Source organism: Streptomyces europaeiscabiei, from assembly GCF_001550375.1.
Lineage (GTDB): Bacteria > Actinomycetota > Actinomycetes > Streptomycetales > Streptomycetaceae > Streptomyces > Streptomyces europaeiscabiei.
In genome coordinates, this window is sequence record NZ_LRTR01000820.1 from 1 (window position 1) to 19,850 (window position 19,850).

Here is a 19,850-nt window from a genome sequence, read left to right on the forward strand (position 1 = left end):
CGGTGCCGCGCGGGCGCGGGCGGCGCTGGCGGGAGCGCGAGGCGAGACCAAGGCCAAGGGTCACGCGGCGACGTCGCCCCCGGCGAGCGCCGTCGAAGCCGCCCCGGACCCCCGTCTGTTGCCCGATGTTCCCGACGTTCCCGGCGACGCCTCGGCTGCTTCCGCCGGCCTGCCGGGTGATGCCGAGGTTCCGGCTGCCCCGCCTGGTGTTGGTGAGGTTCCGGCTGCCTCGCCGGGCGCCGCCGAGAATCCGGCTGCCTCGCCGGGCGCCGCCGACGCTGTGAGGGCCTCCCCCTTCTCGGCTGCGCATCCTCGCGACGCGACGTCTTCCACCGGTTCGTCCGCTGCACCTGCCGGTTCGTCCGCTGCACCTGCCGGTTCGGCCGGTGCACCTGCCGTTTCGTCCTCGGCGCCTGCCGCCTCGTCCGCAGCTCCCGTTCCCACCCCGGCCGACCGCGCGGCGGAGCGCGGTGGTGGCACCCGGTCGGCCAAAGCCGCCGCCGACAGCCGTGCCGCCAGGAACGTCGCTTCCACCGCCCCCGACCTCGGAACCCCCGCCACCTTCGTGCTGCTCCGCCACGGCGAGACCCCCCTCACCCCGCAGAAGCGGTTCTCGGGGAGCGGCGGGTCGGACCCCTCTCTGTCCGACATCGGCCGTTATCAGGCGGAGCGGGTCGCCGCTGCCCTGGCCGCCCGCGGGACCATCCAGGAGATCGTGTCGTCGCCGCTCGCCCGCTGCCGGGAGACGGCGGGCATCGTCGCGGCCCGGCTCGGGCTCGGGGTGACGGTCGAGGACGGGCTGCGGGAGACGGACTTCGGTGCGTGGGAAGGGCTGAGCTTCGGCGAGGTGCGGGAGCGGTACGCGGACGACATGACCGCCTGGCTGACCTCCCCCGACGCCGAACCCACCGGCGGCGGCGAGAGCTTCGAGGCCGTCGGCCACCGCGTCGCCGCCACCCGCGACGAGCTGGTCGCGGCGCACCGGGGCCGTACCGTCCTGCTCGTCAGCCACGTCACGCCGATCAAGACCCTCGTGCGCCTGGCCCTCGGCGCACCCCCGGAGTCCCTGTTCCGCATGGAACTCTCGGCGGCGTCCCTGTCGGCCCTGGCCTACTACGCGGACGGCAACGCCACCCTCCGCCTCCTCAACGACACGTCACACCTGCGCTGAAAGCCGCTCGCGAAAGGCCCGCCGCCTGACGCGCCAAACCCTCGATCCGCCCCCAGTCCCGCGCGGCCACGGCAGCCTCCGGCAGCATCCAAGTGCCGCCCACGCAACCGACGTTGGGGAGGGCCAGATACTCCGGCGCGTTGCCTGCGCCGATCCCCCCGGTCGGGCAGAAGCGCGCCTGCGGAAGCGGCCCGGCCAGCGACTTCAGATACGCCGTACCGCCCGCCGCCTCCGCCGGGAAGAACTTCATCTCCCGCACCCCTCGCTCCAACAGCGCCACGACCTCCGACGCGGTCGACACCCCCGGCAGGAACGGCACCCCGGACGCCCGCATCGCCTTCAGCAGTACGTCCGTCCACCCCGGACCGACCAGGAAGCGCCCGCCCGCCGCGACGGCCTCCGTCACCTGCGCCGGGGTGACGACCGTACCCACTCCGACCACCGCCGCCGGAACGTCCGCGGCGATCGCCCGTACGGCGTCCAGCGCGCCCGGCGTCCGCAGGGTCACCTCGATCGCCGGCAGCCCGCCCGCGACCAGCGCCCGCGCGAGCGGCACGGCGTCGGCGGGGTCGTCGACGACCACCACCGGCAGCACGGGTGCCAGGTCGAGGACGGAGACGTACGACGACGGGGGCAGCGATGAGGGCATGCCGTCATCCTGCCCGGGAGCCACAGCATGCACAACGCGCGTTGCGCATGTTGCAACGTCGAGGGAGCGGGAGAGGGGCAGCGGGGGAGGGTCAGTGGACCTCGTCCACCAGCACGTCCAACGCCCACGCCTTCCCGGCCCCCGCCGGAGGCTCCACCTCCACCACGTATCCGAGGTCCCGCAGGGCCTCCACCAGCTCCGCCGGGCCCTTGGGCGCGATCCCGGCCGACAGCAGGCTCCGTACGATGCGGCCCTTGGTCGCCTTGTTGAAGTGGCTGACGACCTTCCGGGTGGGTGCGTGCAGTACCCGCACGGAGGCGGTCCGCCCCGCCACCTCGCCCTTCGGCTTCCACGCGGCCGTGTACGCCGAGGACCGCAGGTCCAGGACGAGTCCGTCACCGGCGGCCTCGGGGAGCGCCGACGCCATCGGCGTACGCCAGTGCGTGCCGAGCGCGCCGACGCCGGGCAGCTTGACGCCCATCGAGCAACGGTAGGAGGGGATACGGTCCGTCACGCGGACCGCGCCCCACAGCCCCGAGAAGACCAGCAGCGAGCGAGCGGCCCGCTGCTTGGCCGCGGTCTCCAGGGTGGCCAGGTCGAGGGCGTCGTACAGCACCCCCGTGTAGACCTGCCCGGCCGGCCGCGTCCCGGCCGTCAGCAGCTCCGCGTTCTTGGCGACCTCCCCGCGCAGCCCCTCGCTCAGCCCGAGCACCTCACGCGCCTTGTCCTCGTCGCCGGCACACAACTCCACCAGCTCACCGATCACCGCCTCCCGCGCCCCGGTGAGCGCCGGCAGCGAAAGCCCCTCCAGCTTCAGCGGAGCGCCACCCGCGGAGGGGGCCTTGCCTTCGGACGGGGGCAGCAGGACGAGCACGGGCACTCCTTGTTCTCGGGGGGTCTCGGGGCTGCGCAAAAGCGTACGGGGTGGGGAGAGGGGGACCCGCCAGGGCCAGGCCAGGCGAGGGCCAGGGGACGTGGGCGTGCGGGCCTCCGGCCAAGGTGCTCCTGGTGTGCGGCAGACCAGGATGCCGCCGCCGGGGTGCCGTGCCGCCCACCCCGCCCTACGCTCGACCCATGCCCAGCCGCCATCTCCGCGTCAAGGGCGCCGCAGACGCTCCCCTGCGGGCGGCCCTGCGCGCGCTGCGCGGGGACCTCGGTGTCCCGGACGTCTTCCCCCTCCAGGTCCTCGTCGAGGCGGAGCACGCCGCGAAGTCACCGCGCCTGCCGTCGTACGACGCCACGGACATCCCCCTCTTCACCATCGACCCGCCCACCTCCACCGACCTCGACCAGGCCATGCACCTGTCGCGGCGGCCGGGCGACGGAGGGCATGGCGGCTACCGCGTCCGGTACGCCATCGCCGACGTCGCCGCCTTCGTCACCCCCGGCGGCGCACTCGACGCCGAGGTCCACCGCCGGGTGACGACCCTCTACTTCCCCGACGGCAAGGTCCCCCTGCACCCCGCCTGTCTCTCCGAGGGCACGGCCAGCCTCCTCCCGGACCACACCTGCCCGGCGGTCCTGTGGACACTGGACCTCGACGCGGACGGCCGCACCGAGACCGTCGACGTCCGCCGAGCCCTCGTACGCAGCCGTGCCAAGCTGAACTACGCCGGCGTGCAGCAGCAGATCGACGCGGGCACCGCCGAGGAACCCCTCGCCCTGCTCAAGGAGATCGGCGAACTGCGCGAGCGCCTGGAAGTCGAACGGGGCGGCATCTCCCTCAACGTCCCCGAGCAGGAGATCGTCGAGCACGGCGCCCCGGGCGACGGCGGCGAGAGCTACGAGCCGGTCTACCGCACCCCCCTCCCCGCCGACGGCTGGAACGCCCAGATCTCCCTCCTCACCGGCATGGCCGCGGCCGAACTGATGCTCGCCCACGGCACCGGCGTACTGCGCACCCTCCCCGCCGCACCGGATGGCGCGGTAGGCCGCCTCCGCCGCACCGCCAAGGCCCTGCGCATCGACTGGCCGCACCACGTCTCGTACGCGCGGCTCGTCCGCTCCCTCGATCCGCACGACCCCCGCCACGCCGCCTTCCTCCTGGAGTGCACGACCTTGCTCCGCGGCGCGCACTACACGCCCTTCCGCGACGGCCGCCTCCCCGACATCACCACCCACTCCGCCGTCGCCGCCCCCTACGCCCACTGCACGGCCCCGCTCCGCCGCCTCGTGGACCGCTACGCCTCGGAGATCTGCCTCGCGGCGGCCACCGGCACCGCGACCCCCGACTGGGTCCTGGCGGCCTTCGACACCCTGCCCGACGAGATGGCCGAGGGCACCCGGCGGGCCGGACGCGTGGAGCGCGAGTGCGTCGACATCGTCGAGGCAGCGCTGCTCAGGGACCGCGTGGGGGAGGTCTTCGAGGGGTGCGTGGTGGACGTGGAGGAGGACCGGCCCACCATCGGAACGGTGCAGTTGGAGTCTCCGGCCGTCATCGGCCGCGTGGTGGGAACCCCCGGCGGCCGGCTGCCGCTGGGGGAGCGGCTGCGGGTACGGCTCACGCAGGCGGAACCGGGAGTGGCGAAGGTGCGGTTCGTTCCGGCGTGAACTCCCGCAGCAGGCGTACGAGCTGATCGGACTCGTCGGCGTGGAAGCGCACCAGGCGTACTTCCCTGCGACGGCCGAAGAAGGTCAAGTACGCGACGGGCTCGTCCAGTTCGACGGTGACGGTGGTCTGGGAACCGACCTCCATGTTGAGCTCGCCGTCCCGCTTGTCGTGCGTCGTACGCAGCTCACGGCGCACCGACGCCACAGCGGTGAGCGGTACGCACAGATCCACGGTGGCGAAGCGGCGCAGGCGCAGGGTCGTGCCGGCGAGGACGTGGGGGCGGGTCACGGAGGCCGCGTGGAGCCCGACGACGATGAGGATCGTGTAGAGGTCGAGGACGAGGAAGACCTGATGTACAAGGGGAAAGCCGTGCAGCAGGACGGACATGGTCACGGTCTCGACGACACACACGAAGCCGAACCCGAACATCATGGCCCCCTGACCCCGCGCGTACCCGAACGCCCGCCCTCCTTCGCCGAGCCCGTGCGGTCGACGCGCGATCCAGCGCAACACGCTCCCCAGCAACAGGAGTTCATGACGTACGAGAGAGCGGACGATCCGGTGGGCGCTTCTCATCGGCGGTCCTCCATCAGTATCCGGAGCGAGCGGCGGATGGCCTCCGCCTGGGCCGGGGCGAAGTCGGCGTAGAAGGCGCGCAGGAAGCTGCCGGTGCCGCTGTTGCTGCTGTCGAGGTCGATGTCGGTGCCCGGCGGGACCATCTCCGGCGGGATGAGACCGGCCAGCACGCGGGCCGCCTCCGCCACTCGGGGGTCGTCGGGCTCGGCGTCGGCGAGCGCGTCGAGCAGCGCGTACGCCTCGTGCGCCCGCTCCACCGCGCCGGGGACCGCCACCATGCTCTCCAGTCCGGCGAGCATCCCCGCCCGTACCTCTGCCGTAGCGGTCGTCTCCAGGAACGCGAACACCTCCCGGTCCCTGGCGGCCATCGGGGACTGCGGCGCGGGCCCGAACTTCCCGAAGAGGGCGGCGAGTTCCGGGGACACAGGGCCCTCGGCCGGCAACCGCCCGGCACGCGCGTCCTCCATCAGGACACGCAACCGCCCCCGCCGCTCCCGGATCTCCGTCTCCTGTCGAGCCAGATCCTCGTCCAACTCCCCGAGCACCTCGACGAGTTCACGTCCGGCATCGTCCGCGAGCACGTCCCGCACCTCTGCCAGCCCGAGCCCCAACTCCGTCAGCCGCCGAATCCGCGCCAGCACGACCGCGTGCCGCAACGTGTAGTCCCGATACCCGTTCGCCCGCCGTTCCGGTTCCGGCAACAGCCCGAGGTGGTGGTAATGCCGCACGGCCCGCGGGGTGACCCCGACAGTCGCGGCGAGTTCTCCGATCCGCATACGACCAGTAGAAACGTTGACGCTGCGGCAGGGTCAAGCGACGGGCCGGGGGACTGATTGGTGACCGCGATCAGTCACCACGGTGATCAGGTGCCACGTTCGAGGGAACGGTCCCGATCTCATGGCCAAAAGATCAACCGATGTCTCAGTCTGGCGAGCGACAGAGGACGGAGGGATGTGACATGGCTGCCGTGGCCCGCAAGCCGCTCATGCAGGAGGCGGAAGTCCTGTTGGAGGGCTTCCTCGCCCTACGCACCCCGGAGGGTCTCCGGGCAGAACTGATCGAGGGGGAGATCGTAGTGACAGCGCCGTCGGACGGGGACCACGAGGACTGCATCGGTCTGATCGTGAGCCAGGTGATGAAGCGGTCGCGGACCGAAATGCAATTCTCCGGGAACAAGGGGCTGCGGCTGGGGAAGGCGGACGGATGCCCGAAGGACTACGTGATCCCGGACGGCACTTTCGCTGTCCAGGCACTGCGGCTCTACCGGGGCGCGGACCCCTGGATGCCTTGCCAAGGCGTGTCCATGGTTCTGGAAGTGACCTCCACCAGGCCCGAGGTCGACCGCGAGGTCAAGCGCCGCTGCTACGCGCGCGCCGGGACCCCGTTGTATCTGCTCGTCGACCGCGACGCCTCCGCGGTGACGCTCCTCAGCGATCCACGTCAGGGCGACTACCGTGAGCGCCACACCGTCCCCTTCGGCAAGCCGATCGCCCTCCCCGAGCCCTTCACCTTCGACCTGGACACGGCGGACTTTCTCTGAGTCTCTGACCACGGTATGGAAGCGTGACCCCCAGGTGTTGCCCCCTTACAGTCATCGGAAGGGGTGCGTCAGGTGGGCGGCGGCGGACAGGAACAGACCCGGTGGACCCGTGCCACCCTCGGCCGCCCCGACCGCCCCCTCGACCTCCTCACCGCCCGCTTCGACCACCACCGCTACGCCCCGCACACCCACGAGGAATTCAGCATCGGCATCTGCGTCCTCGGCGCCTCGTGCATCGACTACCGGGGCGGTGGCCTCAGGGTCGGGGAGGGCTCGATCGTCGTCCTGGCCCCCGGCGAGGTCCACACCGGAGAGTCGGCCTACGGCACCTACGCCTACCGCGCCCTCTACCCGGCCCCCGCCCTCCTCACCGACGGCATCCTCGGCGGCACCCCGCACTTCCGCGACCCCCTCGTCCACGACCCCGAACTCGCCGCCGCCCTGCGCACCACCCACACCGAGCTGAGCACCTGCCCCGACCCCCTGGAGGCTGAGTCCCGCCTCCCCTGGCTGCTCACGGCCCTGGCCCGCCGCCACTCGACGTCCCGCGCAGCCCCCGACGCGATCCCCGGCGCCGGCACGATCGCCCTCGCCGTACGCGACCGTCTGGCCGACGAACTCCTCGCCCCACCCTCCCTCGCCGACCTCGCCACGGACCTGGGCCTCTCCCGCTACCAACTCCTGCGAGCCTTCCGCACGACGATGGGCATGCCCCCGTACGCCTGGCTGGCCCAGCACCGGGTGAGCCGGGCCCGGGGGCTGCTGGAGGCCGGCGCCCGCCCGGCGGAGGTCGCCGGCCAGGTGGGGTTCGCGGACCAGGCCCACATGACGCGCTGGTTCAGACGGGTGCTGGGGGTGACGCCGGCGGCGTACCGGACGAGCGTGCGGCCGTAGAGAAGCCGGGGGCAGTGGGCGCGCAACAGCGTTCAAGACGGATGGCGCCCCCTGCCTAGAAACTCACCCCATGACTGCACGCGGCTGGTTCCTCTTCTCCCTGATGGGAGTCCTCTGGGGCATCCCCTACCTGATGATCAAAGTGGCGGTGGACGAGGTCTCCCCGTCCATGGTCGTCTTCGTACGCTGTGCCCTGGGCGCGGCCCTCCTGCTCCCCTTCGCGATGCGCCAGGGAGGGCTGATCCCCGTGGTCAGGCAGCACTGGCGTCCGATGCTCGCCTTCGCCGTGATCGAGGTCATCGGCCCCTGGTGGACGCTGACCGACGCCGAACGCCACCTCTCCAGCTCCACGGCCGGCCTCCTGATCGCGGGCGTACCGATCGTGAGCGTCCTCCTGGCCCGCTTCTTCGGCGACACGGAACGGCTGGGAGCCCGCCGCACGACAGGCCTGGCCCTGGGCCTGGCGGGCGTGGCGGTCCTGACCGTCCCGCACCTCACCGGCGGCAACGTCCTCTCCCTCACCGAGGTCCTGATCACGGTGATCGGCTACGCCACGGCCCCCCTGATCATGGCCCGCCACCTCAAGCAGGTCCCCACCCTCCAGCTGATAGCCCCGGTCCTGCTCCTGTCGGCCGTCGTCTACGCCCCGGCGGCCGCCCTCACCCGCCCGTCCACCCTCCCCTCGACCTCCGCCCTGGTGTCCCTCGCGGCCCTGGGCGTGATCTGCACGGCCCTGGCCTTCGTGGGCTTCCTGGAACTGATCCGAGAGGTGGGCCCGACACGGGCGACGGTCTTCACGTACGTCAACCCGGCGGTGGCGGTGGCGGCAGGCGCGCTCTTCCTGGACGAGCGCCTCACACCCGGAATCCTGGCGTCCTTCGCCCTGATCCTGGCGGGCTCGTTCCTGGCGACGGCCTCGACGGCCTCGACGGCCTCGACGGGACAGAGGACTGGTGGGCGCCGGGTAGCATGGTCGACACGGCAGACGAGCCGGGCGGACGGCCGCGTGAAGGTCCTCACGGACCTCCCCGAGGAACGTCCGGGCTCCACAGGGCAGGGTGATGGCTAACGGCCACCCGGGGTGACCCGCGGGACAGTGCCACAGAAAACAGACCGCCCAGCGCTCAGGCGCTGGGTAAGGGTGAAACGGTGGTGTAAGAGACCACCAGTGCCCAGGGCGACCTGGGCAGCTAGGTAAACCCCACCCGGAGCAAGGTCAAGAGGGGCCACCTCTTCGCAAGAAGGGTGACCCTGCGCGGACGTTCGAGGGCTGCCCGCCCGAGTCCGCGGGTAGACCGCACGAGGCCGGCGGCAACGCCGGCCCTAGATGGATGGCCGTCTCCCCGGCCGCCGCGAGGCGACCGGGCGACAGAACCCGGCGTACAGCCCGACTCGTCTGCCGCTACCTGCGGCTTTGCCTGGGAAAGGGCCTCTGATCTGCGATGGAGGCCCTTTCCGATCTTTCAGGAGCTTGCCGTGTTAGGCGGCAAAAAGTCCCTCGGAAGTCCCTCGGACAGAGCTGAAAGTCCCTGAAAAGTCCCTGGAGCGGAGGGGCGGGCGACGCCTCTGAGCTGGGTGTTCGCGACAGCTGTTGGAGCATGGCGCTGGAGCCGCGGGCATCGTGGCGGTCCTGGCCCGGCGGGGTTACGCGGCCTCGGCGTCGGCCGTCGTGTCGTTCCGCGCGGCCCATTCGGCGCGGGCTGCGGTGAGCCGAGGGTGCATGGCGCGAAGCTCTTCCAGCTGCCCGGCCACCGTTTCGATGAACTCGGCCAGCTGGTCCGGACCCATCGGGCGGGTGTACATGTCGGCGGCTACTTCGACCAGTACGTGCGGGACTCGGTAGGCCGGGCTGCCTGTCGAGTCCGGACTTACGGCGAGGTGTGCGCAGAGCACCTGCCAGGACTCGTACTCCTCGGTGTATTCGGCAGAGGCCACAGCGCCGTACATCTGGTGGTGTACGTCGGCGGGGTGGGGCCTGCCCTTCATTTCAAAGGTGTGGTCCGTCGTGCACCAGGACGGGCAGGTGACGGTGTGCCGGGTGCCGTATCTGTCGTCGTACATCCAGGTGCGGTCAAGCGCTGCGGCCGTCTCGCCGGTCCGCCCGGATACCAGGCACGCGAGCTGCGTACGTGCGGCCCGGAGCTTCGCCAGGTGCGCGCTCATGTCGCTGATCAGTTCGTCGACCTCTCCGAGGTCGAGCGTCGGCCAGTCGCCGCCGGCCACGAAGTCCTGGCCGGGCGTTTCGTCGTCGACCTGGGACAATTGGAACGCCATGATGCCGTCCCTGCGCTGACAGGCGTAAGGGCGGTGAGCACCCATGGCGATTAGCGGGCCGTGGTGAAGGTGTTCGCGCGGGTCCTCGTGGTCCCTGGGGTTTCCATCGCAGAACGAGACGCCGGCGGGGCAGGCGGTCATCTGCGGAGTGCCCGATGGCTCGTGGCTGGCGGAGACCTCCACCTTGTCCGCGAGGGTCTCGAGCTCGTCGGCGAACCTGCGAAGCTCCGTCGCCTTGACGCGGGCCTCGGCCGCAGTCGTGTCCGTGTCGCCCAGACCGATGATCGGCTTCGAACCAGACAGATCCAGAAGGTACGCATTCAGCAGCTCCCGGCCGTCATTGCCCTTGACGGTGTGCAGGGTTCCGAAGTGGTCGTAGTGGTTGCCGGTTTCTGTGCACCAGTCTGGGTGGACAGTGCACGGCTGCCGGTCACTGGGCTCGAGGCTTGCCTCGGTCGGGGGCATCGAGGGGGCGTCGGCAAGTTGGAGGGCCCGGGCGGGGAAGTCCTCGTCGCTCTCAGTGGCTGTCGTTGCGATGATGCTCACGCTTCTCTCCTTGTTGCGGAAAGGCTGGGGCAGAGACGTTGGCCTGTGGGCGCGACTGTCGAATGCACGGTTGCTCTGCTGCTTCGGTCCTCGTGGTCGCCCAGCCTCGCCAAGGTCAGGCACCTGCCTCTCCGTTCGGGCGGCACTTGCCTCAGAACTGGCTGCTCGGCGGTACACTGCGCGGCTTTTGCGGCGAAGCGGAGCACGGTGGGGCGCTGTGTAGACAACGTGATGTCGGCGAAGTAGTGGCGACGCTTCGGTTGAAGGGGGGCGAGCAGGCGCCCGTCCTCGCCGTGTGAAGTGACTGGTTCCAGCCTCATGCCGCAGCACGATGTTGTGTCCGCAGTGGCGTACGCGAGAGCATGTTCGATGATCGATGAGACGTTCGTCTTGTCGGGACAGTCGGTGCGGCGGCAGGGGCTGACGCTCTGTATCGGGTGGCTCTTGGCGTGTACGGGGGTTGGGAGAGCGGTGTGACGGGGTGGGACATAGACCCGGTCGGGGTGCGCGGTGTTCTGGAGACGTCGGGTACGCATGGGAAGAACCTGTCGGAGGCGGGTTCGGCGATGCAGGGCAACCTGGAGGAGGCCGCCTCGGCGGCGGGGATGATCACCAGTCAGTACGGGCCCTACACCAGCACCGTTGGCGTGGTGGGCGCGGCGCTGGGGGAGTTTCTGCAGCAGTGGAGCCATGACCTGCTCTATATCGCCGAGCGGGCGTCCAAGTCGCTGAGCGGGGCTGCGGAGGCCACCGGGCACTACGTCGAGGGCGACCTGACTCTGGCGGCCAACGCACAGCGTGAAGCGGCCAAGGAACCGAAGGTCGAGCTGCCTGGGGTCGATTCGCCGGCCAAGGGTCAGTGATGGCGGACGAGGCGAAGCTGATCGACCCGTCGGGGATACCGCAGTTCCTCGGGGATCTGTCCACCCTTGGCATCGACGTGATGTTGCTGTACGCGAACGCGGGTCAGTTCCGGGCTTCGGGCGCGGATCTGCACACCGCCTTCCAGGGGTTGTCGGCCTTCTACCGTGCCCCGGAGGCCCATGACCTGTTCTCCTCCACGCAGCCGGTGAAGGCGAAGGCGGACGCGTTCGCGGACGATCTGGAGAAGGTCGCTGGCGCGTTGGATGAGTATGGTGTCGAAGTCAGGCCGCTGGTGGAGAAGTTGGCCACCCTGAAGGCGGACGCGCGGACGTTCGTGGACTCGGTCGCGGGGGACGACGACTGGCGCAAGGACAAAGACAAGGTCGACACCAACAATGGCTTATGGCGCGAGGTCAACCAGACAGTCGCCGCCTTCCAGGCCGCTGAACGCGCCTGCCACAACAAGATCACCGCCCTCGTCGGCGGCACCACGCTCACCGTCGATGACGGTTCGCACGGCGAGAACATGTACGGCTATCGCGCCGAGGACCTCGATCACGCCGGGGAGACCCCGTGGGGCGCGGCTGTCGAGCAGGAGTACGAGGGCTGGGACTGGTTCACGCACACGTCCGGGCAGGTCTGGGACGGTTTCTGGACCGACGGTGTGATGGGCACGGTCCATGGCGTGGGCACCCTGTTCGGCGCGGACGGCTCGGACGCGGCGGGCGAGGCGTGGACGGGCCTGGCCAAGCTCGGCACTGCCTCCTTCCTGACCAGCGCCACCCTCGGCACCTGGTGGCTGGTGCCCGACGACAAACTCCCCTCGTGGCTGCGCGATTCCCGCACCACCTACAAGCAGACCGTCAAGGGATTTGTCGCCTGGGACACGTGGGAGAGCAACCCGGCCCGGGCTGCTGGCGCCGTCAGCTTCAACGTCCTGGGCCTGCTGGGCACCGAAGGGGCGGGCGCGGCGGCCACCGGTGCCGGCCGGACCGGAGCGGCCGCTCGTGCCGTGTCGGTCGTGGGCAAGGTCGGCCGGGCCGTCGACCCGTTCACGTATGTCGGCAAGGCGGGCAAGTTCGCCTACGTCAAAGTCGGTGACGCCTTCAGCACATTGAAGAGACTGGACTCCGGGGCAACACTGGACCTGCTCGAGCGAGGCGATGCCCTCCGGTCGCCCAAGGTTCCCGACAACGCGATCCCGTACGTCGACGACGCGACCGGAAGGGTCGTCTACCTCACCGACAAGGGCCACCTGCTCAACGCCGACGGCACCCTTCACCAGCACGCCTCCCAGGCCAAGGCCGAGCCGTCGGCCGCCGCCCGCGCCGGGGACGACTCCACGTCTCGCGCCCCGGTAACAGGAACCCGGGAGCCAGAACTCGTCGGTGCTCACGCGGGGACGAATTCCGTCGCCGACGTGGGCCGGACGGGCGAGCGCGCTCCGGGCAACGGTGTCGGGCATGGTTCGGGAGACGGTCCGGGAACGGGCAGGGGGACCCCAACCGGTTCCGGTCCTGGACATGGCGGGCCGCATGACCGCGCCACACGGTCGGCAGGGCCCGATGAGCATCGGGCGGACGGCGACGGCTCCCGGGACGAAGGACAGCGGAAGCTGACTCCGGCCGAGCGCAAGGCCATTCAGGACGAGCATGTCCGGAGGGCCAACGAAGACCCCGAGTGGCGCAAGAAGCACTACGACACCCTCGGACGCAGGAGACCCCATATCGGGCTGGTGGACGGCGTCGAACTTCCCCAGCTCGCGAAGGATGCTCAAGGGCGCTTCGTGGCCAAGCACGACCTGCCGAGTGGTCCGTCCGAAACCCGGTTCGGCGCGAAGCCGCTTCCGCGGAGTACCGCCCCCGACGACGTTCTTCCGAGGCTCGACAGAAGGACCGCCGACCGTCGCGCCTATATGGACCTCATGAACGCGCAGAAGGCCTTCGACGAGACGCCCTCGACATCGAACCGCGAGGCCCTTGCCGCTGCTCAAAAGGCCTACGGAAAACAGCTCGGAGACGTGCCTCCGAACAGCAAGATCTCCGAGAAGCTGGGTGAGGACGCCTCCAGGCTCCACGCCATTCGACGCGAGTTCCCGGCCGCTCAGGAGATCGACCTCCCCAAGACGCCCACCGGGGCCCACATGTTTGATGGCGCATACAGGCTTGAGGACGACAAGATCCTGATCGTTGAGGACAAGGCGCCGGGAAACGATCTCCAATGGCGACAGGGGCGAGCCGACCCCGAGGATCCTGCGCGACCGCACGTCGGCGACGACGGCGGGGCGGCCGGTATGCGAGTGAAGCAAGGAACGCATCTGTACCTGCGGACCATCCTGGGCGAGATGACGAAACGTGGCGGTCGGGACGCCGAACTCGCGCGAGAGTTCAGACAGGCGCTCAAGGACAGGAAGTTGCAGTACGTCCTGGTCAAGGTCCAGGAGCCGGACGGCACCCTCTATGCTGGCGTCGTGATCGAACACATGAAAATCAACTGAGAAAGGGAGGCGCGTGGTCATCCATATTCCCCGTCACGACTTCCCCGTGGACAACGTGGCCGAAGCCATGGCGCCGATCGTCCAAAGCAACGACGAAGCACTTGCTGAACTCGAAACATCAGAGTTCGACCGCTTCGACGCCTTGGACTATTCACTGACTGTCGCCAAATGGAACTGCCTGACGGATCCCTCGGGCGAGGAATTTTCGACGTGGGAGACCTGGGTCACCGCGATGCAGGTCGGATCGGGCCTGTTCATCTCTGGAGCGGCTGCGGAAGGCCCTGTCCCATGCCGTATCGGAAGCAAAGGTGAGACCAAGAACCTTCCAGCAACCGGCCCGCAGGAATATCTGCACGCCGGCAACTGGCTCACCACGTACTACTTGGCGGTGATCTGCCGGGAGAACGAGCGTCTCGACCAACTCGCCCGTGTACCCGTCTCATTCCTGCGCGCATCAGGTGTGGAGTTCGACGAGTACATCTACGCCTGGGTGGAGACCCTGCAGAATGCCTGGTTCGGCCGCCCGGAAACCTGGAACACCCTGGCCGCCGCGATTGATGGGACGGACCCCGAAGCCCCCCACATTGCCAGTGCCGAACTGATGCTGAAAATTCTCTACCCGCCGCTGGAGATCTTCCACCGCTACCAGCGGCAGGAGCCGGAGCCGTTCAACACCGCTCTTGCGGAAGCACTCACCTGGCATCGCGAGTACTGGACCGAGAACGAGACACGGTCAAAGAGCAGCGAAGGCCTGGTGGCTCTGGCCCCATTGGCCGTCGCCTGCATGGCGTTCGACGCGGACATCCCGGTCGACGTCGAATCCGCGTACCTGCCCAAGCACCTCCTCGAACGTTCCTGGGTGGGCGAGTTCCCGACGTGACCAAAGACGTCATAGCCCTCACCCCGAAGATGCCGGACACCCGCTCCTTGATCGCCGGCCTCTCAGCAGGCGGCCTCGACCTGGGGCTGACCTCTACCGGTGACGGCGGCGTCCTTCAGCTGTGCACAAGCGTTGGCCGTCCGCTGGTCTCCGTCGAGGCGCCGCTCCTGGTCCACATACCCGGCGAAGCGGAACGCCTCCTCGGCCCCGATGTGTCAGCGCCCCCGCCGCCGTACTGGTGGACCGAGACGCGCGCCTCGACCTCGGTACCCGAAGCAGAAGCTCTCGCTGAATCGTTGTGCGGACGCCTGACCACGCTGCTCGGCGGGACAGTGTGGCCACGCGCCGCAGGTACGACACGCGTGGTGGCCATCCCGCAGGACCAGTCGGCCGATGACGCACAGGAGGTCGTCGCCCCCTCCGCTCCCACCGTTCCCTCGGTCGACGTCCTGACCGACTCCACGGCGGTCGTCATCTCCGACCGCCCCGTCCTCGCCTTCACCACCTGGCTCTCCGAAGTACTCCGCACCACGAGCGCCACCAGCCGAGCCCTGCACCTGGTCACCCCGCCCCAAGCCCGGCTCACTCTCCCCCTGCGCACGGCGCTGCGGGGCGCCCCCAACCGGTGGGTGGTCCAGGACCCGGCCGGCGGTTACTACGACGGCCTGTCCGGTGTCCCCCTCGCCTGGCAGCAGGGCACATTTCTCCCGACCGGCACCACGGTCGCCGACGCGTTCACCCGCCACACCGAGCCCACCCCGGAACGCCAGCTGACCCTCACGTTCCGCACGCTCCACGCCCCCACCGCCGACCTGGTCCTCGGCCGCGGTCTGGAGACCGCCTGGCGCCATCTGACGGGCTCGGCGCCGTTGGGGTGGAGTACGTCGGAGCCGGTCAACCTGCCCTGGTCACCGCGCCAGTTGACGGATCTGGCCCGCGACCGGTCGCCTGCTCCGACTCATCTTGTCGCGATCGGCGCAGCGGATCATCCGTCCATCGCCACCCTCCGCACGGCGCGTACGAAGGCCGGCGTCGCCCAGGACATCACGCTCACCCTCGGATACACGTCCGCTGCGGACGTCCCTCTGGACGCCGTCGAGTCCCTTGCCGCCGCGCTGGTCGACGAGGACGGCCTGGTGTCGATGCTTACCACGCTCCGAGCAGCGCGCGCGGACCTGACGCTGACCCCGCGTCTGGAGGCCCCGCCCATCCCGGTGTCCTTCACCCTCGGCGCCCGAGACCTCAAAGCGATCGGCCTCATCCACGCCCGAAGACCACCCCTCGCCCCGCGCCCGCGACAACTCGGCACACACACGCACCCAGCCCTCTACTACCGCTTGGGCGACGGAACCGACGCCGACGCATGGACTGTGCTCCAACATCTCACCGCCCACCTCAAGGCCACTCCTGGAGCGGAGCGAATCGGCCTGATGTTGAAATGAGTGAGCGCGACCGAGCGCAATATAGGTAGTGAACCTCTTCCAACCTCACGGGTGGTTGGGCCGGCAGCCCCGGCGGCGGACATGAAGAAGGCTCCTGGTAGACGGGTTCACGACCAAGATCACCAGTCCGCCAGGAGCTTTCGCGTGCTTGTCTACCCGTCCGGCATCGATCTGTCCAGCCGCACTCTGGGGCATCTCTCCGGTCTTCTCGCAGGTCACCGTCGTCGGATCGGTTCACGCTGGCGTCGCCTGACCTGTGGCCGGCAGGCCCTGCTCGTCCTGGCACACCTGCGCTCCGGCGACACCTACGCTCGCCTTACCGCGGGCTTCCGCATCGGGATCGCCACGGCCTACCGCTACATACGTGAGGCCGTCGACCTGCTGGCCGCCCTCGCGCCCACGCTGGAGCAGGCCATGACGATCGTCCGGAAGAAGGCGTACGTGATCCTCGACGGCACCGTGCTACCAATCGACCGCATCGCCGCCGACCAGCCGCACTACTCCGGGAAGAAGAAGCACCACGGGATGAACGTGCAAGTCCTCGCCGATCCCGCGGGACGCCTGATCTGGGCCTCGGACGCACTGCCGGGAGCCACACACGACCTGACCGCGGCCCGCACCCACGGCATGCCCGCCGCCCTCGCCGCAGACGACATCAAGTGCTGGGCCGACAAGGCGTACCAGGGCGCTGGCTCTGCGATCCGTGTCCCGATCCGTGGCAAGCACCTGCGCGGCTGGCGACGACGCCACAATCGCGATCACGCCAAGATCCGCAGCCTTGGCGAACGCGCCATGGCCATCCTCAAGTCTTGGCGGCTCCTGCGGAAACTCCGCTGCAGCACCCCCCGGATCACAGTCGCTGTCCGTGCCGTCGTTGCCCTCGAACTCGCCACCTGATCAGGATGGGAAGGGCTCCCTGCGCCGATGGCTGGCCGGCGCGGCGACGGTCCGCTCGCAGGATGCTCGTAGGCTTGCATGCCATGACGACGCGGATAGCGGGGGATCAGGTGCTCAATCCGTGGACCCGCACGACCAGGAACGCACCGTACGCGGTCCCCGAAGACCTGCCGCACTTGCAAGCCCTCGCTGACACCCAAGTCCACCCCTCGCACGCGCCGTACCAGCTCAACCTGACACTCCCGCCGGAACCGTTCATCGGCCTCCACGACGCGCCCCTGGTCATGCTGCTGGCCAACCCGGGCGTGAGCGACGCAGACCCGGCCGCCTACGCCCGGCCCGGCGTGACCGAGCGAACCCTGCAACACATCGCGAACGCCGGCGGGACCCCCAACCACTTCCTGACGTACCCCGACAAGGACCATCCAGGACTCCGGTGGTGGTCCCGGACCCTGAACGGCCTGACGAAGCAGGGGCACAGTCACGACGAACTCGCCCGGCAGATCCTTGCCGTGCAGTTCCACGGCTACCATTCGCAATCGTGGTGGCCGATCCCGTACACACTGCCCTCCCAGTCCTTCGCCTTCTACCTGGTGCGCCGCGCCATGTCCCGTGACGCGGTGATCGTCCTCGGGCGCATCGCGGCCACCTGGAAGATCGCCGTGCCGGAGTTGGCGTCGTATCCGAATGTGGTGACGCCGAAACAAAACCGGAGCGTGCAGATTAGCCGGGGCAACTTCAGCCCTGAGGACTTCGAGCGGATCGAGCAAGCCCTCAAGAGCTGAGCACGCGCCGCGGTGCGGTGCGCGCCCAGCGGGAGGGGCGGTCAGAGGTTGGCACGCGCTTCGGCCAGCTTCACGTCCGCCGCCCGCATCTCCCCGCATGCCTGCGGGTGCTTCTGCTCCATCTCCTCAAGCCGTACCGGGGACTTGGACAGAGCCGTGGTCGCCTTCAGGTCCAGTTCGGCGTCGAACTCGTACGGCTTTTGCGAACCGGCCGGCGCCGGTCGCGGCGGCGACTTCACATGCGCCATCGCCGCGATCTTTCCTTCGACCCCGCCGAAGTAGATCCACAGCCGGTCGCCGTCCCTCATCCGCTTCAGCGGCTTCCCGAGCCACCACTCGGTCGGACCGGAGTCTTCGCGCGCCAACCTCGCGACCCGCGCTGGGGTGGAGGGGCCGTTCTCGATCGTGTCGCGCTCCGGGTCCAGGCAGTACAGCCAGTCCCGAGGGCCGACGACCTGGTAGACGGCGCGTCCGCCTCGGTTCGGAATCTTTTCCAGCACCTCCTGCTCGGTCAGCATCCGCAGCAGTGCGCGGGCCCGCTTGTCGTCGGTCTCCCAGCCGTAGCTGTTCATGGTGGCGACGACGCGGGCCGGGTCCCACTCTCCCTCCTCGCCTGTCACCCGGCTCTCCAGCACCTCCACCTGGGTCAGCCGTGTCTGATTGCGTGGCCGGCCGTGCCGTTCCAGCAGGTCGTACAGCTTTGCCGCGCCCATGCTCGCGGCGATGCCGAGGGCGCTCCGGTCCACGGTGCCGCTTTCGTCGACCGCCACGATGGCCCTCTCCCGCCATTCCTCCAGGCCCTCCAGCAGTCTGGTCACGGCTTCGATGTCCCGCCACAGGTCATGAGGCGCGGCCTGCTCCGACAGCAGCACCTTGTCTTGCAGTGCGGCGCGCACCACTCGGGCGAGCTGGTCGGAGGAGATCACGATGCTCTCCTGGCTTCCGTCGTCACCGAAATTAAAGTCAACCCGCGTCGCCATGGCGACTCCTCTTCTCTGGATTAGAGAGGAGGTTACATCCTGCTTCTGTCGGCGCGCCACCGCTTTGACAGCATTGGGCAGTTGGGCATACCGAAGCGTCCGGTCAGGTCGTGGGCGTGGCCCGGCGTGAGGCCATCGAGGTCCTGGCCGCCGCCCCGACCCTGGCCGAGGCCATGAAGACCGCCACAGCCAAGGCGTGCGTCATCCTGGACGGCACACTGCTGCCGATCGACAAGATCACCGTCGAAACCCCGTACTACTCGGGCAAACACAAACGGCACGGCATGAACGTTCAGGTCCTCACGTTCGGCCGACTGCTGTGGGCTTCCCCGGCCCTGCCCGGCTCCACCCAAGACCTGACCGCTGCCCGCTAGCGCGGGATCGTCGACGCACTCGCCGCCGCGGGACTGAAGTGCTGGGCGGACAAGGCGTACCAAGGCGCCGGACGGCACATCCGAGTCCCCTTCCGGGGTCGTCGGCTCAAGCGCTGGAAGCGACGGCGCGCAACAACAGCCACGCCAAGATCCGGGGCGTCGGCGAGCAGGCCATGGCCGTCTTGAAGGGCTGGCGCCTCCTGCGGAAGCTCCGCTGCTCATCGCCCGCGAGCTGGACACTGCCCGGCGCCCCGACGAGGCCCTGACCTGGGCTGAGCGTGGCGTCCAGGAGATCCAGGACCTCGCCGCCGTCGACACCGCCCTCGTCGACCACCTCTGCGAACGCTACGCACAGGCGGCCCGGCTCCCCGACACCGTCGCCCTGCGCCGCGACCACTTCGGCGCCCGCCGTTCCCTGCTGACCTACCAGCAACTGCGCGCCGCCGCACGGGCCGCCGACTGCTGGCCGGCCGAGCGCGAGGGAGCGCTGGCTGTGCTGCGCGCCGACGCGGAGCGGCAGCAACAGGGCCGGTACGGCGGTTCCGTCCTGGTCGACGCCTTGCTCGACGACAAGGACGGGGCCGCCGCGTGGCAGGCCGCCGTGGAGACCGGCGCCCACGACAGACAGTGGCTCACTCTCGCCGACCAGATCCGTCCCAACCGCGCCGCCGACGCACTCGACATCTACCTCCGCCTGGCCGAGCCGCTGTCCACGCAGACCGGCAACACGGTCTACCAGCAGCTCGTCGCCCTGCTGCTGAGCATCCGGGACTGCCACGACCGCCTGGGCACACCGGACATGTTCACCGCGTACGCCGCCGCCCTGCGCGCCTCCCAGAGACGCAAGCGGAACCTGATGGGGCTGATGGACGATCAGGGGCTGTGAGCTGGGGCCCCGCAACGGCGGAGCCACCCGTGGTGTGTGGCCAC

16 protein-coding genes, 1 other RNA gene and 3 pseudogenes are annotated in these 19,850 nt (G+C 69.6%); 14 read left to right on the forward strand and 6 right to left on the reverse strand.

Annotated features, from left to right (window positions below; all coding sequences use genetic code 11):
- Nucleotides 1–25: 25 nt before the first annotated feature.
- Nucleotides 26–1,171: a bifunctional RNase H/acid phosphatase gene (locus AWZ10_RS54625; RefSeq protein WP_341846117.1), complete on the forward strand. Its 1,146-nt coding sequence runs from the start codon at nt 26–28 to the stop codon at nt 1,169–1,171.
- Here the strand turns inward: AWZ10_RS54625 and eda are convergent.
- The gene (gene eda, locus AWZ10_RS40825) at nt 1,146–1,820 is read right to left on the reverse strand and encodes a bifunctional 4-hydroxy-2-oxoglutarate aldolase/2-dehydro-3-deoxy-phosphogluconate aldolase (RefSeq protein WP_060893603.1); all 675 of its coding nucleotides are present in this window, start codon (nt 1,818–1,820) and stop codon (nt 1,146–1,148) included. The genes AWZ10_RS54625 and eda overlap by 26 nt on opposite strands.
- Nucleotides 1,821–1,911: 91 nt before the next feature.
- Nucleotides 1,912–2,694, reverse strand: coding sequence for a peroxide stress protein YaaA (gene yaaA, locus AWZ10_RS40830; protein WP_060893604.1), 783 nt, complete (start codon nt 2,692–2,694; stop codon nt 1,912–1,914).
- A gap of 200 nt (nt 2,695–2,894) precedes the next feature.
- Between yaaA and AWZ10_RS40835 the strand changes: the two genes are divergently transcribed.
- Nucleotides 2,895–4,370, forward strand: coding sequence for an RNB domain-containing ribonuclease (locus AWZ10_RS40835; protein WP_060893605.1), 1,476 nt, complete (start codon nt 2,895–2,897; stop codon nt 4,368–4,370).
- Here the strand turns inward: AWZ10_RS40835 and AWZ10_RS40840 are convergent.
- Both AWZ10_RS40840 and AWZ10_RS40845 read right to left on the reverse strand, forming a co-directional pair.
- Nucleotides 4,321–4,947, reverse strand: a complete 627-nt coding sequence (locus AWZ10_RS40840; RefSeq protein WP_046705441.1) for a hypothetical protein — start codon at nt 4,945–4,947, stop codon at nt 4,321–4,323. The two genes, AWZ10_RS40835 and AWZ10_RS40840, sit on opposite strands and share 50 nt — an antisense overlap.
- Entirely contained in the window at nt 4,944–5,723 is a 780-nt protein-coding gene (locus AWZ10_RS40845) for a MerR family transcriptional regulator (protein ID WP_060893606.1), read from the reverse strand. The genes AWZ10_RS40840 and AWZ10_RS40845 overlap by 4 nt, the downstream gene beginning before the upstream one ends.
- 182 nt (nt 5,724–5,905) lie before the next feature.
- Between AWZ10_RS40845 and AWZ10_RS40850 the strand changes: the two genes are divergently transcribed.
- The 4 genes and pseudogenes from AWZ10_RS40850 (at nt 5,906) to rnpB (ending at nt 8,780) form a co-directional block, all read left to right on the forward strand.
- Nucleotides 5,906–6,487: a Uma2 family endonuclease gene (locus AWZ10_RS40850; protein ID WP_046705439.1), complete on the forward strand. Its 582-nt coding sequence runs from the start codon at nt 5,906–5,908 to the stop codon at nt 6,485–6,487.
- 63 nt (nt 6,488–6,550) lie between these two features.
- The gene (locus AWZ10_RS40855) at nt 6,551–7,381 is read left to right on the forward strand and encodes a helix-turn-helix domain-containing protein (RefSeq protein WP_060893607.1); all 831 of its coding nucleotides are present in this window, start codon (nt 6,551–6,553) and stop codon (nt 7,379–7,381) included.
- Nucleotides 7,382–7,514: 133 nt separating this feature from the next.
- Nucleotides 7,515–8,231 (forward strand): annotated as a pseudogene (locus AWZ10_RS56075) (DMT family transporter); the annotation flags it as partial.
- Nucleotides 8,232–8,367: 136 nt separating this feature from the next.
- Nucleotides 8,368–8,780, forward strand: an RNA gene (gene rnpB, locus AWZ10_RS40865) — RNase P RNA component class A.
- 245 nt (nt 8,781–9,025) lie between these two features.
- Here rnpB and AWZ10_RS40870 read toward each other — a convergent pair.
- Nucleotides 9,026–10,201 carry a DUF6907 domain-containing protein gene (locus AWZ10_RS40870; RefSeq protein WP_060893609.1) on the reverse strand — a complete coding sequence of 392 codons (1,176 nt, stop codon included), beginning with the start codon at nt 10,199–10,201 and terminating at the stop codon, nt 9,026–9,028.
- Between the two features lie 473 nt (nt 10,202–10,674).
- Here AWZ10_RS40870 and AWZ10_RS40875 point away from each other — a divergent pair, with 473 nt between their 5' ends.
- From AWZ10_RS40875 to AWZ10_RS40900, 6 genes are all read left to right on the forward strand, one after another.
- Nucleotides 10,675–11,064 carry a DUF6507 family protein gene (locus tag AWZ10_RS40875; RefSeq protein ID WP_060893610.1) on the forward strand — a complete coding sequence of 130 codons (390 nt, stop codon included), beginning with the start codon at nt 10,675–10,677 and terminating at the stop codon, nt 11,062–11,064.
- Nucleotides 11,064–13,562, forward strand: a complete 2,499-nt coding sequence (locus AWZ10_RS40880; protein ID WP_159058540.1) for a hypothetical protein — start codon at nt 11,064–11,066, stop codon at nt 13,560–13,562. The genes AWZ10_RS40875 and AWZ10_RS40880 overlap by 1 nt, the downstream gene beginning before the upstream one ends.
- A 13-nt stretch (nt 13,563–13,575) precedes the next feature.
- A complete protein-coding gene (locus tag AWZ10_RS40885) occupies nt 13,576–14,442 on the forward strand; it encodes an immunity 49 family protein (protein WP_244172718.1) in 867 nt (288 codons plus the stop codon).
- Nucleotides 14,439–15,884, forward strand: a complete 1,446-nt coding sequence (locus AWZ10_RS40890) for a DUF6177 family protein (protein ID WP_060893612.1) — start codon at nt 14,439–14,441, stop codon at nt 15,882–15,884. The genes AWZ10_RS40885 and AWZ10_RS40890 overlap by 4 nt, the downstream gene beginning before the upstream one ends.
- Before the next feature lie 144 nt (nt 15,885–16,028).
- Nucleotides 16,029–16,781 (forward strand): IS5/IS1182 family transposase, encoded by a 753-nt coding sequence (locus tag AWZ10_RS40895; protein WP_060893613.1) that lies wholly within the window; start codon nt 16,029–16,031, stop codon nt 16,779–16,781.
- An 83-nt stretch (nt 16,782–16,864) separates the two neighbouring features.
- On the forward strand, nt 16,865–17,566 hold the full coding sequence (locus AWZ10_RS40900; RefSeq protein WP_244172719.1) for a hypothetical protein: 702 nt from the start codon (nt 16,865–16,867) through the stop codon (nt 17,564–17,566).
- A gap of 41 nt (nt 17,567–17,607) precedes the next feature.
- Here the strand turns inward: AWZ10_RS40900 and AWZ10_RS40905 are convergent, their stop codons facing one another.
- Nucleotides 17,608–18,546, reverse strand: coding sequence for a hypothetical protein (locus AWZ10_RS40905; RefSeq protein WP_060893615.1), 939 nt, complete (start codon nt 18,544–18,546; stop codon nt 17,608–17,610).
- A gap of 128 nt (nt 18,547–18,674) precedes the next feature.
- Between AWZ10_RS40905 and AWZ10_RS47005 the strand changes: the two are divergent.
- Together AWZ10_RS47005 and AWZ10_RS40915 are read left to right on the forward strand one after the other, a co-directional pair.
- Nucleotides 18,675–19,186: pseudogene (locus AWZ10_RS47005) on the forward strand (transposase family protein); the annotation flags it as partial.
- Nucleotides 19,132–19,806 (forward strand): annotated as a pseudogene (locus AWZ10_RS40915) (SWIM zinc finger family protein); the annotation flags it as partial. The pseudogenes AWZ10_RS47005 and AWZ10_RS40915, both read left to right, overlap by 55 nt.
- Between the last annotated feature and the right edge of the window lie 44 nt (nt 19,807–19,850).